We start from the raw sequence: 18,049 nt of genomic DNA, 5'->3' as shown, positions 1-18,049 counted from the left end.
TGGTGTTGTTGCTAAAGTAACAGCATAATCACTTTATAGTGTGAAAAAGCGCTCCATTTGGGGCGCTTTTTTTATGGCTGTATTTTGTGTGCTAGTTTCCAGATGGATGAAAGCTTGTCCTACTGTATTGATGGATGAAATAGCTGTTCTTTAAACCTTGAATCAATCTAAAACCATTTTATGAACATTCTTTTGCTGCAGTTTAGTTGCCTTTTTTTCTCTTACATCATAAAAATAATTTTGCTGTCTAATTATTCTTGCTCTTACGTCATAAAAAATCATCGTCTATTTTTTACTCTTGCGTCGTAAAAATAATTTCATTGTCTGTTTTTTACTCTTGCGTCACAAAAAATAATTTCACTTATCATTATTTTTTATTCCTCATGTCCTGAACTGACAACTCACTGTCCTTAACTGCACTTAAATACCGCACAGAAAACCGTAATATGAACTCATACCGAAAAATAAAAAATATAGCGGGTTACAGGAAATGAATGACTTCATTGTTGTAACCTCAGGAGTGAGCAACATGAATGCTAAAGTGAGTATTAGTGAACGTGCAGGGGCGAGTTTTCCTGTCCGTCGAATGAATTTCAACTTTGATGCTGTACCTGAATATTGGATGAATGGTAATGCAGGTCTAACGCATTTTATGACTGCATTATCTGCGTTATTTCCCGCAGGTGAGAAGTTCTTTATAGACAGTGTGCGTGCTGTGCGTTATCACCCAATGCTGAAAGACAATGCAGATTTACAGAAAGAAATCAGTGCATTTATTGGACAAGAAGCCATGCACACGCATGAGCATGTCGGTTTTAATGCCTCTGCACAGAAATTTGGGCATGATGTTGATACTTTGGATTGTTATACAGATACTGTGATTCAAACTACACGCAAATTTATGGCAAAGTTGGCTAAACCGATTGGCATTACACAGAAAATGGTAGATTTAACTGCGACCACTGCGCTAGAACATTTCACAGCTACGATTGCCTCACAATTATTGACCAATTCACATATTCAAGAATTGATGACCGATGACACCATGAAAACTATGTGGTTGTGGCATGCGATTGAAGAAAACGAACATAAAGCTGTTGCGTATGATGTATTTGAAGGTGTGTTTGGCAAAGGTCTGAAAGCCTATGCACTACGTACAAGTTCTTTGGTTATTTCGATGCTGACTTTATTTTTTGTACAAAACTATTTTTTGTTGCGTTTACTAAAACAAGACGAGCAGTTGAATTTGGAAAATTTACGCATGATTTATCGTTATGCCTATAGTCCATCTAAAGGGATTATTACAGGCATGGGCAAAGAAATGTTGTTCTATTTCAAACCGAATTTTCATCCTAACGATTTTGATACCACAACATTATTAAATACTTGGAAAGCTAAATTAGGCTTTTAAACTTTTCCCTTTGGTCAGGCAACGTAAGTTGCCTTTTTTTTTGCTCGATTTTTTTGTCGTGAAATCTATAATGCCTACATCTTAGAACAGCACAAGATCATTTCTTATGATTCGTTTAATGCAAGCCCATGATGTCGCCGATGTGGTTGCGATTGAAAATTTGGTACAAAGTCATCCGTGGAGTGCCAAACAATTTGCCGAAGCGGTAGAGAGTTATCACAGTACCGTGATTGAACATGCAGGGAGAGTGGTGGGTTTTTGTATTTTACAACCTGTGTTGGATGAAGCGAATTTGTTGTTGATGGCGGTACATCCAAGTCAGCAAGGCAAAGGTTTAGGTTATCAACTGCTAGAACATTCTATTGCAGGATTGAAGAACCAACCTGTGCAGATTTTTTTAGAAGTACGCGAAAGTAATTTAGCTGCGATAGCCCTGTATGAAAAGTCAGGTTTTCATCAAATTGATTTACGTAAAAATTATTATCCTAAAACGGATGGCACACGTGAGCATGCCATTATTATGGTGAAATCTTGTAGCGATGATTTTGCCAGTTTGTTTAAGTAAATCTGATCGATGCAAAAATAGTATTGCATCATTACATTTTTATTTGATGATGGAGTTATTCCAGCCTAAGGGCAGCGTGGTCATTAAGGAGTTTCCCAATTGCTGCACCTCATCGGTATTTAGGCTGCGGTTAATGCGTCGCCATTGACCATCGAGTAGTAGCTCAAGGGGCCCATATTGCGATTTATAATTCATTTTATTGGAATGTGGTACCCAATAGCCTAAGTAAACATATTGCAGTCCCAAATGCTGTGCCTGTTCAATTTGTTTTAATACCGCAAATGTTCCGAGTGAGCGACGACTTTCGTCTGGGTCAAAAAAGGTATAGACCGCAGAAATACCATCATCTAAATAATCACAGGTCGATACCGCAATTAGGCGATCTGCTTGCCAAACTTCTAAAAAGAAGCTGCTGGTACAACTGTGGATTAAAAATTTTTCAAATTGGTCACGGCTGGCAGGGAACATATCGCCATCGGCATGTCGTTCATTGATATAGCGTTCATACAGCGCATAATGCAAATCACCTGCATCTTGTGGCTTGGTGATTTTGATTTGTAAATCGTGATTGCGTTTCCAAGCTTTTTTTTGGGTGCTGTTCATTTTAAATTCAGCGACAGGAATACGCGAAGAAAGGCATTGGCGGCACAAATGGCATTCAGGACGATAGACAAAATCGCCACTGCGACGAAAACCGACCCGAGAGAGTTCAGACAAAGTCAGCACATCAATTTTATGTGCAGGGTCTAAAAAAACCATCCGCGCAGATTTTTCGGGTAAATAGCTGCAATCATGCGGCGGAGTAATGTAATACTGCAAATCATTTAGCAGGGATTTTGGGTGATATGAATTCATTTTCAAGATCCCTCTCTGTTATTGTCATTCAAATAGGCGCGCATACTGCGCTATTGTTTTACTTGAAAATACACTGTCCTGATATTTTTTCCAATTGATTGCAGGCTGTTTTACAACATCTTGTAACGATTTAAGATAGTCTTGGCGAGAAAGTGTACATGCGCCCAGACTAATTAAATGATCATTGACCAATTGACAGTCAATCCAAGGCAATTGTTGTTCTTGTCCGAGCAGCATCAAACTATAAAATGCCATTTTAGATACATCAGTGCGATGGCTAAACATGGACTCACCAAAACAGCCCTTGCCAATGCTGACCCCATATAAACCACCGACCAAAAGATCTTGCTCCCAAACTTCGACACTGTAGCCATAACCTGCTGCAAAAAGCTGACTGTAACCTTGAATGATCTCTTCAGAAATCCAAGTTTCATTGGCATAGCTACGGGGCAAGGCACAATTGCGAATTACCTGTTCAAAGGCATGATTGACAGTAATGCGATAATCCATTTTTTTCATGTTGCGGATTAAAGACTTACTCGGCTGATAATGTTGTGGAATAATCACGCAACGTGGCTCAGGACTCCACCAACAAATAGGATCACCTTCTGAAAACCATGGAAATAAGCCATGTGTATAGGCTTCATATAAGGTTGAAGGGGAAAGGTCTGCACCTACACAAATCAAGCCTTCACCCTCAGGATCAACTTCAATGGGATCGGGGAAAATGAATTGTGAAGCCGGGAGCGTGTGCATATCAATTGCCGTATGAAGTTTTACGATGAACTTGATTTCATCATACCTAAAAATGCCGTGATAAAAAAACCGCTCAAGGAGAGCGGTCTTTAAACTTGGTCACTAAATTATTCACCAAGTGCATCTAAATATTTTTCTGCATCCAAAGCTGCCATACAACCTGAACCTGCAGAAGTAATCGCTTGGCGATAAATTGAATCGGCCACATCACCCGCAGCAAATACGCCAGCCACAGAAGTTTGTGTCGCATTGCCTGCAGTGCCGCTTTGTACTTGGATATAACCATCACGCAAGTTCAATTGACCTTCGAACATGCCTGTATTCGGTTTGTGACCAATCGCAATGAATAAGCCAGACACATCAACAATTTGAGTAGAACCATCGGTAGTTGATTTTAAACGTACTGAAGTTACGCCTGTGTTGTCGCCCAAGACTTCGTCAACTTGGTTGTTCCAAAGAATGCTGATTTTGCCTTCTTTCTCTTTGGCAAATAAATGATCTTGCAAGATTTTTTCAGAGCGAAGTGAATCACGACGATGCACCAATGTCACGTGTGATGCAATGTTAGACAGGTATAATGCTTCTTCAACAGCCGTGTTACCACCGCCAACGACCATCACTTTTTGGTTTTTATAGAAGAAACCATCACAGGTGGCACAGGCACTTACGCCTTGACCCATAAATGCTGCTTCAGATTCTAAACCTAAATATTGTGCAGTCGCACCTGTGCAAATGATTAAAGCATCACAGGTAAATTCTTCCATATCACCTTTCAGTACAAATGGGCGCACATTCAGGTTTACTTCATTGATATGGTCATACACGATTTCTGTGCCAAAGCGTTCCGCATGAGCTTGCATACGTTCCATTAACGCTGGGCCTGTTAAACCTTCAGGATCACCTGGCCAGTTATCAACTTCCGTAGTTGTGGTGAGTTGACCACCCAATTGTAAGCCTGCAATTAAAGTCGGTTTTAAGTTGGCACGTGCAGCATATACTGCAGCACTATAACCTGCAGGGCCTGAACCTAAAATAATTAAACGTGAGTGACGAGCGCTCATGCACAGCATCCTTTTTTTATTTAGAAATTTATGGAATTATACGTGAAACAGGATGAGTTTGCTGTGTGATTAAAGTTGATATTACTGATCATGTAAATCGATTTGAGCTATATAGAAAAAGTTAACAACACACTTCAATAATCTTGCATCTTTTTCTAGGCAACACATGCATAATAGAAGGTCTGTTATAATTTATAGCTTGCTGTGTGGTGAAGCTTGCAACGTGAAATGCAACTTAAATGACACAGCTAAATGAAATACAGACGCTCCGAATCAGGTGGCTTTTTAAGACCATCGAACAAACAAAAAACATTGATGAAGAATTGGCGACAGGACAATATATGACTGCGGTGTCGGGTGCTTATGCACATCGCTTAATAGCGACATTATTTTTGGTCTCTTTTGGAATATATCTGTTCCTTGCAACGGTGACCTATACTCCATTTGACCCAGGTTGGATGCACATTTCCAGTGACACCCAACAGGTTTCAAATGCGAGTGGAATCGCAGGTGCGTGGATTGCCGATTTACTGTTTGGCTTTTTAGGTTGGGCGAGTCTGCTTCTTCCTGCTTATTTTTTTATTGAAGCCTTACAAGTCTGGTGGCCACGTAGTTTTTTAAACCGTCCATTTCGTTATGCTGCACAATTCTTCATTTTATTGGCAACAGCAAGTTTGCTGTATTTATTTTGGCAAGTACCTGCCGATACGTTAGACAATGCCTCAGGCGGCATCATTGGTTTTGAACTTGGGAAAAGTTTATCGCAAATTTTAACCATTTATGGAGCAACACTTTTTTTAGTCGTCTTTTGGATTTTCTTATTTACCCTCGCATTTGGGGTGAAGTGGAACAGAACGTGGGCAACTTTAAAAGCTACACCTGCTTATCTGCAAGATTTGTTCTATCGCAATGTACCTGAAGCAGAATCTGACTTTGACCGTTCTACACCACAGGTGAAAAAGACCGTTGTCGCTGCTGCACCTGTGGTTGCTGTTGAAGTGGCATCAACTGATTTAGAAGCAGCAAGTGAACCCGTGGTTGCACAGGCGAAAGAAGCTGAAACAACTGCGCCACATCCTGCGGCAGAGCGTATGTTTAATCACATGCAGCAACGTGAAGAAGAAGAGCAACAGGCGCAGCAACAGCTATTGGTGCAAGATGAAATTGATGATGTTGAGTTAGAAAAAACCATCGAAAAGGCGCATCGCTTAGAACAAGACAGCCAGCGTATTGTTGCGACAGGCGAAGTGTGGCGTGCTTTACAGGAAAATACCGACAGTCAGCATAACCAAGACATTCATGCATTATTACGTGCTTCTGAAGAACCAGAGCCACATCTACAATCGAATCCTTTTGATGAAGTGCGTCCTGCATCTACGGCATCTCAAGCCACTGCAAAATCTTCGTTAGATTGGGATGATGATCAAATTTTTGATGAATTGCTCGCAGCAGTTCCGCAAGGCAAAGCTGCAAGTGATTTACACAGCCCATTCCAAAACAGCGGGGCAATGGATACTTTAGATGAGTCTGTGACCCAGCAAGAAACAGTGCATCCGCACTCGAATCCTACGGCTCACAATTTTAACGATGATCTCAGCAGATTTGAGTCAGATTTTAACCCGCCATCGTCAAGTGCTTCGAATACGCAAAATCATGCTGTACGCCAAGAGCGCCATTTGCAGCATGATTTAGACAGTTTAGATGACTTGTTGGTGGATGATCTTTTGGGTGATGAGTTACAGCAAGATGCATTTCAAGATCAAGCGCCTGTAGCGCGTAGTACCAGTAGCTATGCACAAAGTTCTGCTTTTGTTCAGGCACCTATTCAGACGGCAGCCGCTGCCGCAGTGATGGCAAGTGCAGGGACAGCTACACAGGCTGAACATGCAGAAAAAGCAGCATTATCCAAAGAAGCATTTATCGAAGCATGGCAGGAAACCGCAGGCAAGCCGCAAGATGAAGATGACTTTGACTTTGATGCGCCGCTAACCGATGCACATGGTCGCCCGATGTCACGCGCCATGCAGGTTGCAGAAAAACGTCGTGATCTTTCTCCGCTTCCAGGTTTGGATTTGCTCGATAAAGTCGATCCAAACAAAAAAGTGAACTTCACTGCAGAACAATTATCGCGCTTGTCGGAATTGCTGGAAATTAAATTACAGGAATTTAATGTCAAAGCCAAAGTGGTTGAAGCACAGCCTGGCCCTGTTGTGACCCGTTTTGAGCTGGATTTGGCACCCGGGGTCAAAGCGTCGAAAGTGACCAATATTTCCCGTGACTTAGCGCGTTCAATGTCAATGGCATCGGTACGTGTGGTCGAAGTGATTCCGGGCAAGCCGTATATTGGTATTGAGGTACCGAACAGTTCACGTGAAATGGTACGTTTAATTGAGTTATTACTAACGCCTGCTTTTGAAGATCCAAACGGCATTTTATCTATGGCGATGGGGAAAGATATTTCAGGCAACCCTGTGATCACTGAATTGGGCAAAGCACCGCACATGCTCGTAGCAGGGACAACGGGTTCAGGTAAATCAGTGGCAGTGAACTCGATGATTTTGTCGATGTTGCTGAAATATAAGCCTGATCAATTGCGTTTAATTTTGATTGATCCGAAACAATTGGAGCTCGCTAACTATAACGACATTCCACATTTGTTGACGCCTGTAGTGACTGACATGAAAGATGCGGTCAGTGCTTTAAATTGGTGTGTCAATGAAATGGAGCGTCGCTATAAGCTGATGTCTTTCCTAAAAATTCGTAAATTAAGCGACTATAACCGTAAGGTTGAAGAATCTATTGCCAATGGTGAAGATTTAATTGATCCAACTTGGAAACCTAGCGATTCTGCAACGCAGGAACGTGCACCGCGCTTAACGCCATTGCCATCTATTGTCATTGTGGCAGATGAGTTTGCCGACATGATCATGCAAGTAGGAAAGAAAGCGGAAGAAATGATTACCCGTTTAGCACAAAAATCACGTGCAGCAGGAATTCACTTACTCTTAGCAACTCAGCGTCCATCGGTAGATGTGATCACTGGTCTAATTAAAGCCAACATTCCAACTCGTGTGGCTTTACGTGTAAACTCAAAAATTGACTCACGTACTATTTTGGATGCAGGTGGCGCAGAAGATCTGCTCGGTCATGGTGATATGCTGTTTTTAGGGCCAGGTAAAATTGAGCCAGAACGTGTGCATGGGGCATTTATTTCGGATGATGAAGTCAATCGTATTTGTGATGCGTGGCGTGAGCGTGGTGATCCTGACTATGTTGATGAAATCTTGACACCATTTGATGAAGAACCATCTTCACGTGGTTTTGAAGATGGTGAGGGCAGTCCAGACCGTGATGTGCTATATGATCAGTGTGTGGCGTTTGTGCTAGAAACACGTAAAGTATCGACCTCATCTTTACAGCGCAAATTTAGCTTGGGCTATAACCGTGCAGCGCGTATTGTTGATCAGATGCAAGAGCAAGGCATTGTGAGCGAGCAAGGAGCAAATGGGAAACGTGAAATTTTAGTGTAAAGCTTTCACTTTCTGTTTGATTTTGAATCAAGTAGTGCTATAAAAAAATCCCGCAATTCAATTGCGGGATTTTTTCTTTTTACACTCAATCTTTTTGGCTGAATTTAGCCAGAGATTGTGTTTAAACAGTTTAAGCAAACTTGGCTAAAACTGCTAAAAAACCATCTTTTTGACGTGGAAATTCAGCAATCACATCGTGAATACGCTGACCTTCAGGATTAGTGGCATTGACATCACGACCATCGGCAACAAATTGTGTCAATAGACGTTCATAGTCGCTTGGACGCATGTGTTTAAATGCGTGATAGAGTACGTGAAAATCTGCATTCACACCTGCAGGTGGTAACTGATTTAAGTAAGCAAACACACGTTCATCCGACCATGCTTCGTTAAAGGTTGCAGGTTGAGATAATGCCATAGCAATCTCCTTTATATTCTTTTGAAAAAAATAGGGCAAAATAACTAGTGTTATTTTGCCCTGATTCAATTTGCTTGACTAATCAGTATTCAGATTATCGCTCTTCAGGCAAATTGATATTCATTTCCAACATTTCAATATTGGCTTCTGAACGCACAGACATTTGAATATGTTGTTCATCGACACCACGCACGTAGCGATTTACCACTTGCATGATTTCTTTTTTCATCTGATCAATTTTGTCTTGGCTTAAGCGTTTACCTAGACCTTGTTCAGAAGCAACAATCACTTTTAAGCGATCTTTTGCTGTTTGTGCGCTAGATGGCTTGTCTTCACCGCTAAATAATTTGCTCCAAAATCCTGCCATGTCTACGCTCCAAATAATCGTGCTAACCAACCTTTCGGTTTTGTTTCAATATGACGAAACGGACGTTCTTCACCCAAGAAACGTGCAACTAAGTCATCATACGCCTGACCTGCAGCAGCATCGCTATACAGAATGACAGGTTTACCTTCGTTAGATGCTTGAAGTACGCTCTTACATTCAGGAATCACGCCTAAAGTTGGTACACGTAAAATATCTTTAGAAATGTCGTCAATGGTCAGCATTTCTTGTTTATCGGCACGTTCTGGGTTGTAACGTGTAATACACAAGTGCTTACGCACACGACCTTCATTTTGTTCTACTTTTTTGGTTTTGCTGTCAAGCATACCAATAATACGGTCAGAGTCACGTACTGAAGAAATTTCAGGGTTAGTCACAATAATCGCTTCATCGGCATGGTACATTGCAAGAATGGCACCGCGCTCAATCCCTGCAGGTGAGTCGCAAATAATGTAATCAAACTCTTGTGCCAACTCATCCATAATACGTGCCACACCTTCATCGGTGAGGGCATCTTTATCACGGGTTTGTGAAGCTGGAAGAATATAAAGGTTTTCGATATCTTTATCGCGAATTAATGCTTGTTGTAAACGCGCTTCATTATTTAATACATTCACAAAATCATAAACAACGCGACGTTCACAACCCATAATTAAGTCAAGGTTACGTAAACCCACGTCAAAATCGATAACAACAGTTTTGTGACCACGTAGGGCTAAACCTGTTGCAAAAGATGCACTTGTAGTGGTTTTACCTACGCCACCTTTGCCTGATGTTACGACAACAATTTTCGCCACCGAATCCACTCCTGTTATGGTTTAAATTCCCCTATATTTTTTCGGGGATTTTTGGTGATTATTTATACATTAAAATTGTAGAGCTTCAAATACAAGCTCTTGGTTATCATTTAAGTAAATATGCACAGGTTTTTTAGTCACATGCTGAGGAATATCGTCCGCCACGCAATACGTGCCTGCAATAGATACCAATTCTGCTTCTAGGGAATGACAGAAAATTCGTGCCGCAATATTCCCGCCCGCGCCGGCAATGACTCTACCACGTACACTACCATAAATATGTATATTTCCTGAAGCAATCACTTCAGAACCGCTGTTGATGCCTGCGGTTAAAATAATGTCGCCCTGATGTTGTACCAAGCATTGACCTGTACGCAAAATTTCATCGTGATAAGACGTAATATGCGCTACAGCAGGTGCAGTTTCAGCAACTTGATTTTCCGTCTGTTGCTGTTCTGCCGCAGGTTCAGGTTTTACTTCAACCACTTGTTCTTTGGTGGCTTTCACTTCCTGCAATGGACGGTCTTGCGGGATGACAGGGAACTGAATAGCACGTGCCTGATCTGCCATAATGCCTTCAGTCACAGCAATTGGCTGTGCTTCTAGGCTAATTAGCAATTGAATTAGCGCAATCAATTCTTGTTCGACTGAACTTTCAATGACCACCAAAACCCCTGGTGGAAATGATTTTTGCAACATTGGGCTTAGTTGCTGGCGGATCGCATCATGATCATTGGTGTCTAAGCTAATGCGAATCGCATTGACCAATCTGCCTTTTATCCGTATGTCAGCCATAATAATTCCTTAACACTTCTAACTTTGCTGGTTGTTGAAGTCATCTTATAAATAGAGCAAATCCTAGAACAAATTGGGTGAATTCTCTAGTTCAGTTACTAAAAATATTTCACATTGTTTTAGCTAAAATTATCGAAAGACCTTTATGAAATATCGTGTTGTTGTCCTTCATTTAAAATTTGTTGCCATTGTTTAACTTTTACTTGTTTGCGAATTGCTTCTAAACTTTCAAATATCGCTGATTCTACTAATTTATCAATATGCTGATTATGTTCAATCTCAATCTGACTAATTTTTTCAGCAATCATTTGATAAGTTGGATTTTGTACTTGTTGATGCTGCTGTGCAAAAGGTTCAATTAAACCTTGGGTGATATTTTCACCCAATCGCTGTCCGATACTTTGAATTTGCTGTTCAATACGTCCACCGACCAATGGAATCAGGCGCAGCAATTGCGTCAGTTCAGGCGTATCTTCAATGGCTTGATTCACCACCAACCCGACATTTTTCGCAATCATGTGACGCTGCATTTGTAATTCTTTGCCTAAGGATTCCTGCAAAATATCGGCTAGGGCAATCGCGAGTAATTGACGATGATGCTCGACCAAATCATCAATAAATTGTTTGTGAGTGGTACTGGTGGTCAATTCACGTTGCACACCATTAAGTACCGTGAGCACCACACGGCTACTCAGTTCTTCCATTAGCAAGTTGTAGTAAAAGTTGCCGCGTTTATACCAACTGTCTGGAATGACTTTATAGCCATGGCTATGCAGGTTGTAACCAATCGCGATGGCACGTAATAAACGTAAAAAACGCAATTGCGGAATAATTGCAAGAATTTCATACCAGTGAATAAACGGGAAAAACCACCAACGCTGATGATGTTTGAAAATAATTGCAATACCCCAACGCACGCCCAACTCTACAATTAAAAACGTGGTAAACCAGCCTTCGGTAATCACCACCCAAGGGCGCAATTCTGTTCGATAAAACTGTAAAATTTCAGGTAGACGAATAAAATCGAACAACCATTCGCCAAAATCACTCATTAAAATGGCATTGGCACTTAAACAGAACAAGTTAAAGATGATTAAACCCATCAAAAACAAGTCATAAGCCAAGGCAATTTTCCATCCCCATGAATCTTTACGCAGGGGATGAAAAGAGGATTTGATGACAGGTTCTTCAGACTTTTTCATGGCGTACCTGAATGGTTATGCAGTCGGAGCTGCAAGTTTTTGTTGCATGCTTTCAATCAATTGATCTTTTTCCAGCCACAGTTCATGCACCCATTGCTGAAAACGCTCACGATATTCAGCATCATCTTCGTAATTGCCGCCCAACACCCAATCTGGAATATTAATTTTGCGTAAATTCACCGCAATGCGCGGCACCTCACCTAACCAAAACTCGCTATAGCCCGGCACGCCATCTGGGTACACAATGGTCATATCTACCAAGGCATCAATTTGATCACCCAAAATATTCAATGCCAAAGCTAAACCACCAGCTTTTGGCTTTAATAAATGTTGATAAGGCGATTGTTGTTGATCATGTTTTTCTTGGGTAAAGCGTGTGCCTTCTAAATAATTCAGCAGGGTAAAGGGCTGACTTAATAACTGTTGGCAGGCTTTACGCGCTTCTTCCATATCGTGGTCTTTCAGCTCAGGTTTTTTGGCAATTTGTGCTTTGCTGTGACGCTTCATCATTGGGAAGCCTAAAATTTTAAAGGCTTGTCCTACAAAGGGAATAAAGATCAGTTCCCACTTGGTAAAAAAGCGGGTCAATGGCATACGGGTTAAGCCAAAATACTGATTTACAGTGGTATCGACCCAACTTTGATGGTTACAGGTCATGAGATAACGACCTTGCATGCTCAGTTGCAAATCTTCATCAATGCTGATATCCCATTGGGTATTGGGTAATACATGATCAATCAGCCAGTTGTTTACACTGAGCCAACTGTTGGTAATTTGAATATTGGTTTCATCGACCTTACGTGACTGCTTTAACAGTTTGGTTAAGCCCAAAGCCAACACAGGAGGGCCGTGAAAAAATGTACTGCCAGTGATGACTGTACCCACGGTGAGACCTTTTGTGATTTTTTTTAATAAAGGGTGTTTCTTTGCTTGCGATGACATATAAATCAATCCTGAAGATAAATCGTCCAATGCGTCACGTGTTTGTAGATGACTCCAATATAAATGTTGTTTTTAAAATAAAAAAGTGTTGGAGTGAAAGTGTGTAGAAATTGTGATGAAGTTATACCAAGATTTGTACATGATCATGTATATTTGTAAGTAAAAGTTTTTTTATTAACAAAAAATCAATGGTCTAAGTATATTTTTTCATTCAATATTCAGCATATACAACAAAACACAAGTAAGGAGGCATGCCATGCGTGCATTAGCAATTTCGGCAGCAGTCGTAGGGGCAATGGTTTTAACTGGTTGTCAAACGACTGGTAACAACCTTGGTGGTATGGAATATGACAAAACTGCGTTAGGCACAGTAATTGGTGCTGCTGCGGGTTATGGCATCTCTAAAGGTAACGCAAATACAAGCGCACAAAACAACCGTGCTGCAGCGATTGGTGCTGTAGTGGGTGCTGCTGCGGGTGTTTATCTTGACAATAAAGAAAAACAACTTCGTCAACAAATGGCTGGTACAGGCGTAGAAGTAAACCGTAATGCCGATGGTTCTGTTGGCTTGATCATGCCGGGTAACATCACGTTTGATACTAACAAATCAAACATCAAACCAAACTTCTATTCTACCTTGGACAAAGTAGCGCAAACGCTAACCCAAGATAACAAGAGCGGTATTTTGGTAACAGGTTATACTGACAGCACTGGTAACGACGCAATCAACATTCCATTGTCACAAGCACGTGCACAATCGGTTGCAAACTACTTGGCTAGCCGTGGTGTATCAACTTCACGTATTAATGCACAAGGTCACGGTGCTGCAAACCCAATCGCATCGAATGCTACTGCAGAAGGTCGTGAGCAAAACCGTCGTGTAGAAATCAGCATTTATGCAATCCAATAATCTGGCATTGTATAGATTGTAAAGAACCGCCTTCGGGCGGTTTTTTTATGCAAGCAATTTCTAGGGTCTACTCAGCAAATAGACAATGACGTCTAAAGTAGCATTTTAGATTAGTCATCTTTGGCGGAGATGACTATAATCGAGCTCGAACCGAAATAGAGGAAATACTATGACACTGGCAAGTCAGTTAAACGACAAGCAACTTGAAGCGATGAAATACACTCAAGGACCCTTGTTAGTGCTTGCAGGTGCAGGTTCAGGCAAAACTTCGGTGATTACCCGAAAAATTGCCTATTTGGTTAAGCATTGCGGGATTCCTGCGCATCGTATTACAGCGATGACTTTTACCAACAAAGCAGCACGAGAAATGAAAGAGCGTGTGACCAAATTGTTGTCACGTGAAGAAGCTAAAGGATTATCGGTTTCGACTTTCCACACCTTTGGTCTGAATTTATTACGTTTTGAATTAAAACACACGCCGTTAAAAGCCAACTTCTCTATTTTGGATGCCGATGACTGTAAACGTATTCTGATGGATTTAATGCACCGCGATAATTTGTCGGGTGCAGAAAGCAAAGAATTGATTGCCAAAGCCATGAAGATGATTTCGGACTGGAAAAACGATCTGATCGCACCAGAACAGGCACATACCACGTGCGAAACGCCAGAAGACATCCAATTTGCACATTTATATCAACTTTACGAACGTAATTTACGTGCCTATAACGCGGTAGATTTTGACGATTTAATTGTAATGCCAACACGACTTTTGCAAGAAAATGCCGAAGTGCGTGACAAATGGCAGAACCGTGTCCGTTATTTATTGGTCGATGAGTATCAAGATACCAACACCGCACAGTATATCTTGGTGAAATTATTGGTGGGTGTGATGGGGCAGTTCACTGCGGTAGGTGATGACGACCAATCGATTTACGCATGGCGCGGTGCCAAGCCTGAAAATATGGCCTTGCTGAAAGATGATTTCCCGAATTTAAAAGTGATTAAACTTGAGCAAAACTATCGCTCGACCAGTCGCATTTTAAAAGCGGCCAATACCGTGATTGGCAATAATCCACATATTTTTGACAAAAAACTGTGGTCAGACAAAGGTCATGGCGAAGTGATTCGGGTGATCACTTGCCGTAACGATGATGATGAATCAGAACGTGTGGTTAAAGACTTACTCACGCATAAACTGATGAATGGCAAAAGCTGGAAAGATTATGCGATTTTGTATCGTGGTAACTTTCAGGCGCGCATTTTGGAAACCCAATTACGCCAAATGCAAATTCCGTACAAGCTTTCCGGTGGTCAATCGTTCTTTGCGCGCGCTGAAATCAAAGACATCATGAGCTATTTGCGTTTGATTATTAATCCTGAAGATGACAGCGCATTCTTGCGCATTATTAATACGCCTAAACGTGCGATTGGTCCTGTGACTTTGGAAAAACTAGGGCTGTTTGCACAAGAAAACCATTTGTCATTATTGGCTGCCGCAGGTGATCAGCGTCTGACGATGGCAATTCCGAAAAAAGCCACGACACAGTTGGCAGAGTTTGCAGATTTTATTGGTAATTTTACTCGTAATTTATTGGAAGATGATGAGCCTGTGCCAATCATCCGTCAAATGATGCTCGAAGCAGGTTATATCGACTACATTAAAGAGCAAGCAGCTACCCCTGCGCAGGAAAAAACCAAGCTAGATAATATCGAAGTTCTATATAGCAGCATCCAAAGTTTGATTAACCGTGCTGAAGATGTCGATGAAAAGAATATTGAAAGCGTGATTCGTAAAATGGTGCTGCTCGATATGCTCGAACAGCAACAGGAAGAAGAAGACACTGATAAAGTCAATTTACTCACCCTGCATGCGTCCAAAGGCTTGGAATTTCCGTACGTGTATTTGATTGGTTTGGAAGAAGAGCTTTTACCGCATAAAAACTCAATTGTGGCAGATACTGTCGAGGAAGAACGCCGTTTGATGTACGTGGGGATTACTCGTGCACGTCAGGGCTTAACCATTACTTTGGCAGAGCAGCGCAAAGCGGGCGGGCAAATGAAACAAATGACCCCAAGTCGTTTTTTGGATGAATTACCACAAGATGAATTGGAATGGCTCGGACGTAAAAAAAAGTTAGCCGGTGATGTCGATCCGAAATTACAGGCACAGCATTATTTGGAAAATTTACGTGCTCTGATTAAGCGCTGAAAAACATTCAGCGGTGTTGATGCAAGTACAGCATCAAAGGGCATAATTTATATCGAAATTACATTGAAAATTTAAAAACAGGATAAACTTCATGAAAGTTCAAGTTAAAGTCTTAGATTCACGTTTAGGCACAGAATGGCCAATGCCAACTTATGCAACCGCAGGTTCGGCAGGTTTGGACTTACGTGCTTGTGTAGACAGCAGCACCGTGATTGAGCCGGGTCAAACAGTCTTGGTCAAAACAGGTTTAGCGATTTATATTCAAGATACAGGTTTTGCAGGCATGATTTTGCCGCGTTCAGGCTTAGGTCACAAACATGGCATCGTGTTGGGGAACTTGGTGGGTTTGATTGATTCAGATTATCAGGGTGAATTGATGGTTTCGGTGTGGAACCGTAGCCAAACAGCATTTAGCTTAGAACCTGGTGAGCGTTTAGCGCAATACGTTTTGGTACCTGTGGTGCAGGCTGAGTTTGAACAGGTAGATGAATTTGTCGCCACTGAACGTGGTGCAGGTGGTTTTGGGCATACGGGTAAAAACTGAGTTTACTGAGGTTTTAGCCTAAATCGTTTGGTAAGGTTTTACTTGAAACTTTACCAACAATTCTTGAAAAGTAACGAAAGATGCACTAATAATGACAAGCATATTGCTTGATGATTTGAGACGATAATTCCTACTTTAAAAAGTCTGATTAGAATTTTTCAAAATTTATAGAGCCAAGATTTATTCACTTTATGTTGGCTCATCTTTGTAGTTGTAAGCCTATGAACAATCCACAAACACTTTTTCCTCAGCATATTTTTCGCGCTTACGACATTCGTGGCAAAGAAACTGTGCTGACCGCGAAATTGGTACACGCCATTGCACAAGGATTGGTGCAACAATATCAACAAGAAAAGCAAACTCAAATTAGTATTGGTTATGATGCGCGTTTAAATAGCCCCGCTTATGCTGAAATTATGCGCCAAGTCTTTCTTGCCCATCAATTTCAAGTGACGATGGTGGGTTGTTGTTCTAGCCCGATGTTGTATTTTATGGCACGACACACGGCAGGCAATGGCATTATGCTTACGGCCAGTCATAATCCAAAATCAGACAACGGCATTAAATGGATTGTGCAGGGCGAACCGCCAACCCCTGAAATGATTCAACACGTGGCACACGATGCAGCGCCATATTATTTAAATACCGATGCAGCACCATCCATCGCCTCACAACACGCCACCAATATTTCACATGAATTTATTGAAGATGCGTGTCAGCAATATCAGCAGGCAATGTTGAACGATATTCAACTGGCGGGCACTTTTAAAGTGGTTTTAGATGGGATGTATGGTTCGGCAGGTCATTGCGCTGCTTTGGTTTTGCAAAAAATGGGCTGTGAGGTGATTGCTTTACGCTGCGAAGCCAATGGTCATTTTCCAGAACATGCACCCGATCCATCACAAGAAAAACACTTACAACATTTAAAAGCTGCGGTGCGTGAACATCAGGCGGACATTGGCATTGCTTTAGATGGCGATGGTGATCGTGTCGTCCTCTTGGATGAACATGCCAATGTGCTTTCAGCAGATCGTTTGCTGTCTTTATTTGCAGAAATGTGTTTAAAAACTCATCCTCAGCATCAAGTGGTGTTTGATGTAAAATGCTCCACTATGGTGCGCAATACCGTGCGTGATTTGGGTGGCGAAGCGGTGATGATTCGCACGGGCAGTACCTTCTTGCGGCGTTATTTGGCGCAGTCGCAAGGCAAGGCTGTGTTCGGTGGCGAATACGCAGGACATTATGTATTCAATGATGGACGTGGTTTTGGCTATGACGATGGTATTTACGCAGCGCTGCGCGTGTTGGAATATTTAAGCCACAGTAATTACAGCAGCCTTTCGGCATTGATGCAGAAATACCCTGAGCGTTGCTGCACTGAAGACACGTATATCAGCACACGGAATATTGAACCGAGTGCGGTTTTAAATGATGTTGAAAGTTCTAGCCATCGCAGTGGTGCAGAATTAAGTAAAATAGATGGTGTAAGACTTGATTTTGAAGATGGATTTGGCATTATTCGAGCATCCAATACAGGCGAATATTTTACGGTGCGTTTTGATGCCGATAATCCATCACGACTGAATGATATTCGCGATACATTTGTTTCCATGTTAAGTGAGCGATACCCTGAAATCGCCCAAGACATTTTAGATGCTCAATAAGGAGA

16 protein-coding genes are annotated in these 18,049 nt (G+C 41.6%); 7 read left to right on the top strand and 9 right to left on the bottom strand.

Annotated features, from left to right (window positions below):
* The first annotated feature begins 529 nt into the window (after window positions 1–529).
* Window positions 530–1,411: a metal-dependent hydrolase gene (locus VF675_RS00995; protein ID WP_096902701.1), complete on the top strand. Its 882-nt coding sequence runs from the start codon at window positions 530–532 to the stop codon at window positions 1,409–1,411.
* A 106-nt stretch (window positions 1,412–1,517) separates the two neighbouring features.
* A complete protein-coding gene (gene rimI / locus VF675_RS00990) occupies window positions 1,518–1,976 on the top strand; it encodes a ribosomal protein S18-alanine N-acetyltransferase (RefSeq protein WP_004975283.1) in 459 nt (152 codons plus the stop codon).
* A 39-nt stretch (window positions 1,977–2,015) separates the two neighbouring features.
* On the opposite strand, the gene VF675_RS00985 is transcribed toward rimI, so the two are convergent.
* The 3 genes from VF675_RS00985 to trxB form a co-directional block, all read right to left on the bottom strand.
* Window positions 2,016–2,831, bottom strand: a complete 816-nt coding sequence (locus tag VF675_RS00985) for an arginyltransferase (protein WP_178866996.1) — start codon at window positions 2,829–2,831, stop codon at window positions 2,016–2,018.
* A gap of 24 nt (window positions 2,832–2,855) precedes the next feature.
* On the bottom strand, window positions 2,856–3,587 hold the full coding sequence (gene aat / locus VF675_RS00980) for a leucyl/phenylalanyl-tRNA--protein transferase (protein ID WP_096902699.1): 732 nt from the start codon (window positions 3,585–3,587) through the stop codon (window positions 2,856–2,858).
* 107 nt (window positions 3,588–3,694) lie between these two features.
* Complete coding sequence (gene trxB / locus VF675_RS00975) at window positions 3,695–4,648, bottom strand: thioredoxin-disulfide reductase (RefSeq protein WP_104852414.1); 954 nt, start codon at window positions 4,646–4,648, stop codon at window positions 3,695–3,697.
* A 341-nt stretch (window positions 4,649–4,989) separates the two neighbouring features.
* On the opposite strand from trxB, the gene VF675_RS00970 reads away from it, so the two are divergent.
* The gene (locus VF675_RS00970) at window positions 4,990–8,178 is read left to right on the top strand and encodes a DNA translocase FtsK (protein WP_440204621.1); all 3,189 of its coding nucleotides are present in this window, start codon (window positions 4,990–4,992) and stop codon (window positions 8,176–8,178) included.
* Between the two features lie 130 nt (window positions 8,179–8,308).
* Here VF675_RS00970 and VF675_RS00965 read toward each other — a convergent pair whose 3' ends face one another.
* The 6 genes from VF675_RS00965 to VF675_RS00940 all read right to left on the bottom strand — a co-directional run bounded on the left by VF675_RS00965 (window position 8,309) and on the right by VF675_RS00940 (window position 12,717).
* Complete coding sequence (locus tag VF675_RS00965) at window positions 8,309–8,596, bottom strand: PA4642 family protein (RefSeq protein WP_004975291.1); 288 nt, start codon at window positions 8,594–8,596, stop codon at window positions 8,309–8,311.
* A 94-nt stretch (window positions 8,597–8,690) separates the two neighbouring features.
* Window positions 8,691–8,963: a cell division topological specificity factor MinE gene (gene minE / locus VF675_RS00960; RefSeq protein ID WP_096902698.1), complete on the bottom strand. Its 273-nt coding sequence runs from the start codon at window positions 8,961–8,963 to the stop codon at window positions 8,691–8,693.
* A 2-nt stretch (window positions 8,964–8,965) separates the two neighbouring features.
* Entirely contained in the window at window positions 8,966–9,778 is an 813-nt protein-coding gene (gene minD / locus VF675_RS00955; RefSeq protein WP_096902697.1) for a septum site-determining protein MinD, read from the bottom strand.
* Between the two features lie 69 nt (window positions 9,779–9,847).
* Window positions 9,848–10,573 carry a septum site-determining protein MinC gene (minC, locus tag VF675_RS00950; RefSeq protein WP_096902696.1) on the bottom strand — a complete coding sequence of 242 codons (726 nt, stop codon included), beginning with the start codon at window positions 10,571–10,573 and terminating at the stop codon, window positions 9,848–9,850.
* Between the two features lie 143 nt (window positions 10,574–10,716).
* Window positions 10,717–11,775 carry a hypothetical protein gene (locus VF675_RS00945; RefSeq protein ID WP_004975298.1) on the bottom strand — a complete coding sequence of 353 codons (1,059 nt, stop codon included), beginning with the start codon at window positions 11,773–11,775 and terminating at the stop codon, window positions 10,717–10,719.
* Window positions 11,776–11,790: 15 nt separating this feature from the next.
* A complete protein-coding gene (locus VF675_RS00940; RefSeq protein WP_154320414.1) occupies window positions 11,791–12,717 on the bottom strand; it encodes an acyltransferase in 927 nt (308 codons plus the stop codon).
* A 256-nt stretch (window positions 12,718–12,973) separates the two neighbouring features.
* On the opposite strand from VF675_RS00940, the gene VF675_RS00935 reads away from it, so the two are divergent.
* The 4 genes from VF675_RS00935 to VF675_RS00920 all read left to right on the top strand — a co-directional run bounded on the left by VF675_RS00935 (window position 12,974) and on the right by VF675_RS00920 (window position 18,044).
* Window positions 12,974–13,627, top strand: a complete 654-nt coding sequence (locus VF675_RS00935; RefSeq protein ID WP_104852412.1) for an OmpA family protein — start codon at window positions 12,974–12,976, stop codon at window positions 13,625–13,627.
* Between the two features lie 169 nt (window positions 13,628–13,796).
* Window positions 13,797–15,836: a UvrD-helicase domain-containing protein gene (locus VF675_RS00930; protein WP_104852411.1), complete on the top strand. Its 2,040-nt coding sequence runs from the start codon at window positions 13,797–13,799 to the stop codon at window positions 15,834–15,836.
* A 91-nt stretch (window positions 15,837–15,927) separates the two neighbouring features.
* Window positions 15,928–16,380 (top strand): dUTP diphosphatase, encoded by a 453-nt coding sequence (dut, locus tag VF675_RS00925; RefSeq protein WP_019838282.1) that lies wholly within the window; start codon window positions 15,928–15,930, stop codon window positions 16,378–16,380.
* 221 nt (window positions 16,381–16,601) lie between these two features.
* Window positions 16,602–18,044: a phosphomannomutase/phosphoglucomutase gene (locus tag VF675_RS00920; RefSeq protein ID WP_004975308.1), complete on the top strand. Its 1,443-nt coding sequence runs from the start codon at window positions 16,602–16,604 to the stop codon at window positions 18,042–18,044.
* The last annotated feature ends 5 nt before the right edge of the window (window positions 18,045–18,049 follow it).

Source organism: Acinetobacter sp. Lyrl_1, assembly GCF_051948795.1.
GTDB classification, from domain to species: domain Bacteria; phylum Pseudomonadota; class Gammaproteobacteria; order Pseudomonadales; family Moraxellaceae; genus Acinetobacter; species Acinetobacter towneri.
The sequence above is the reverse complement of the archived record's forward strand: the minus strand, read 5'-3'. Positions and strand labels throughout refer to the sequence as shown.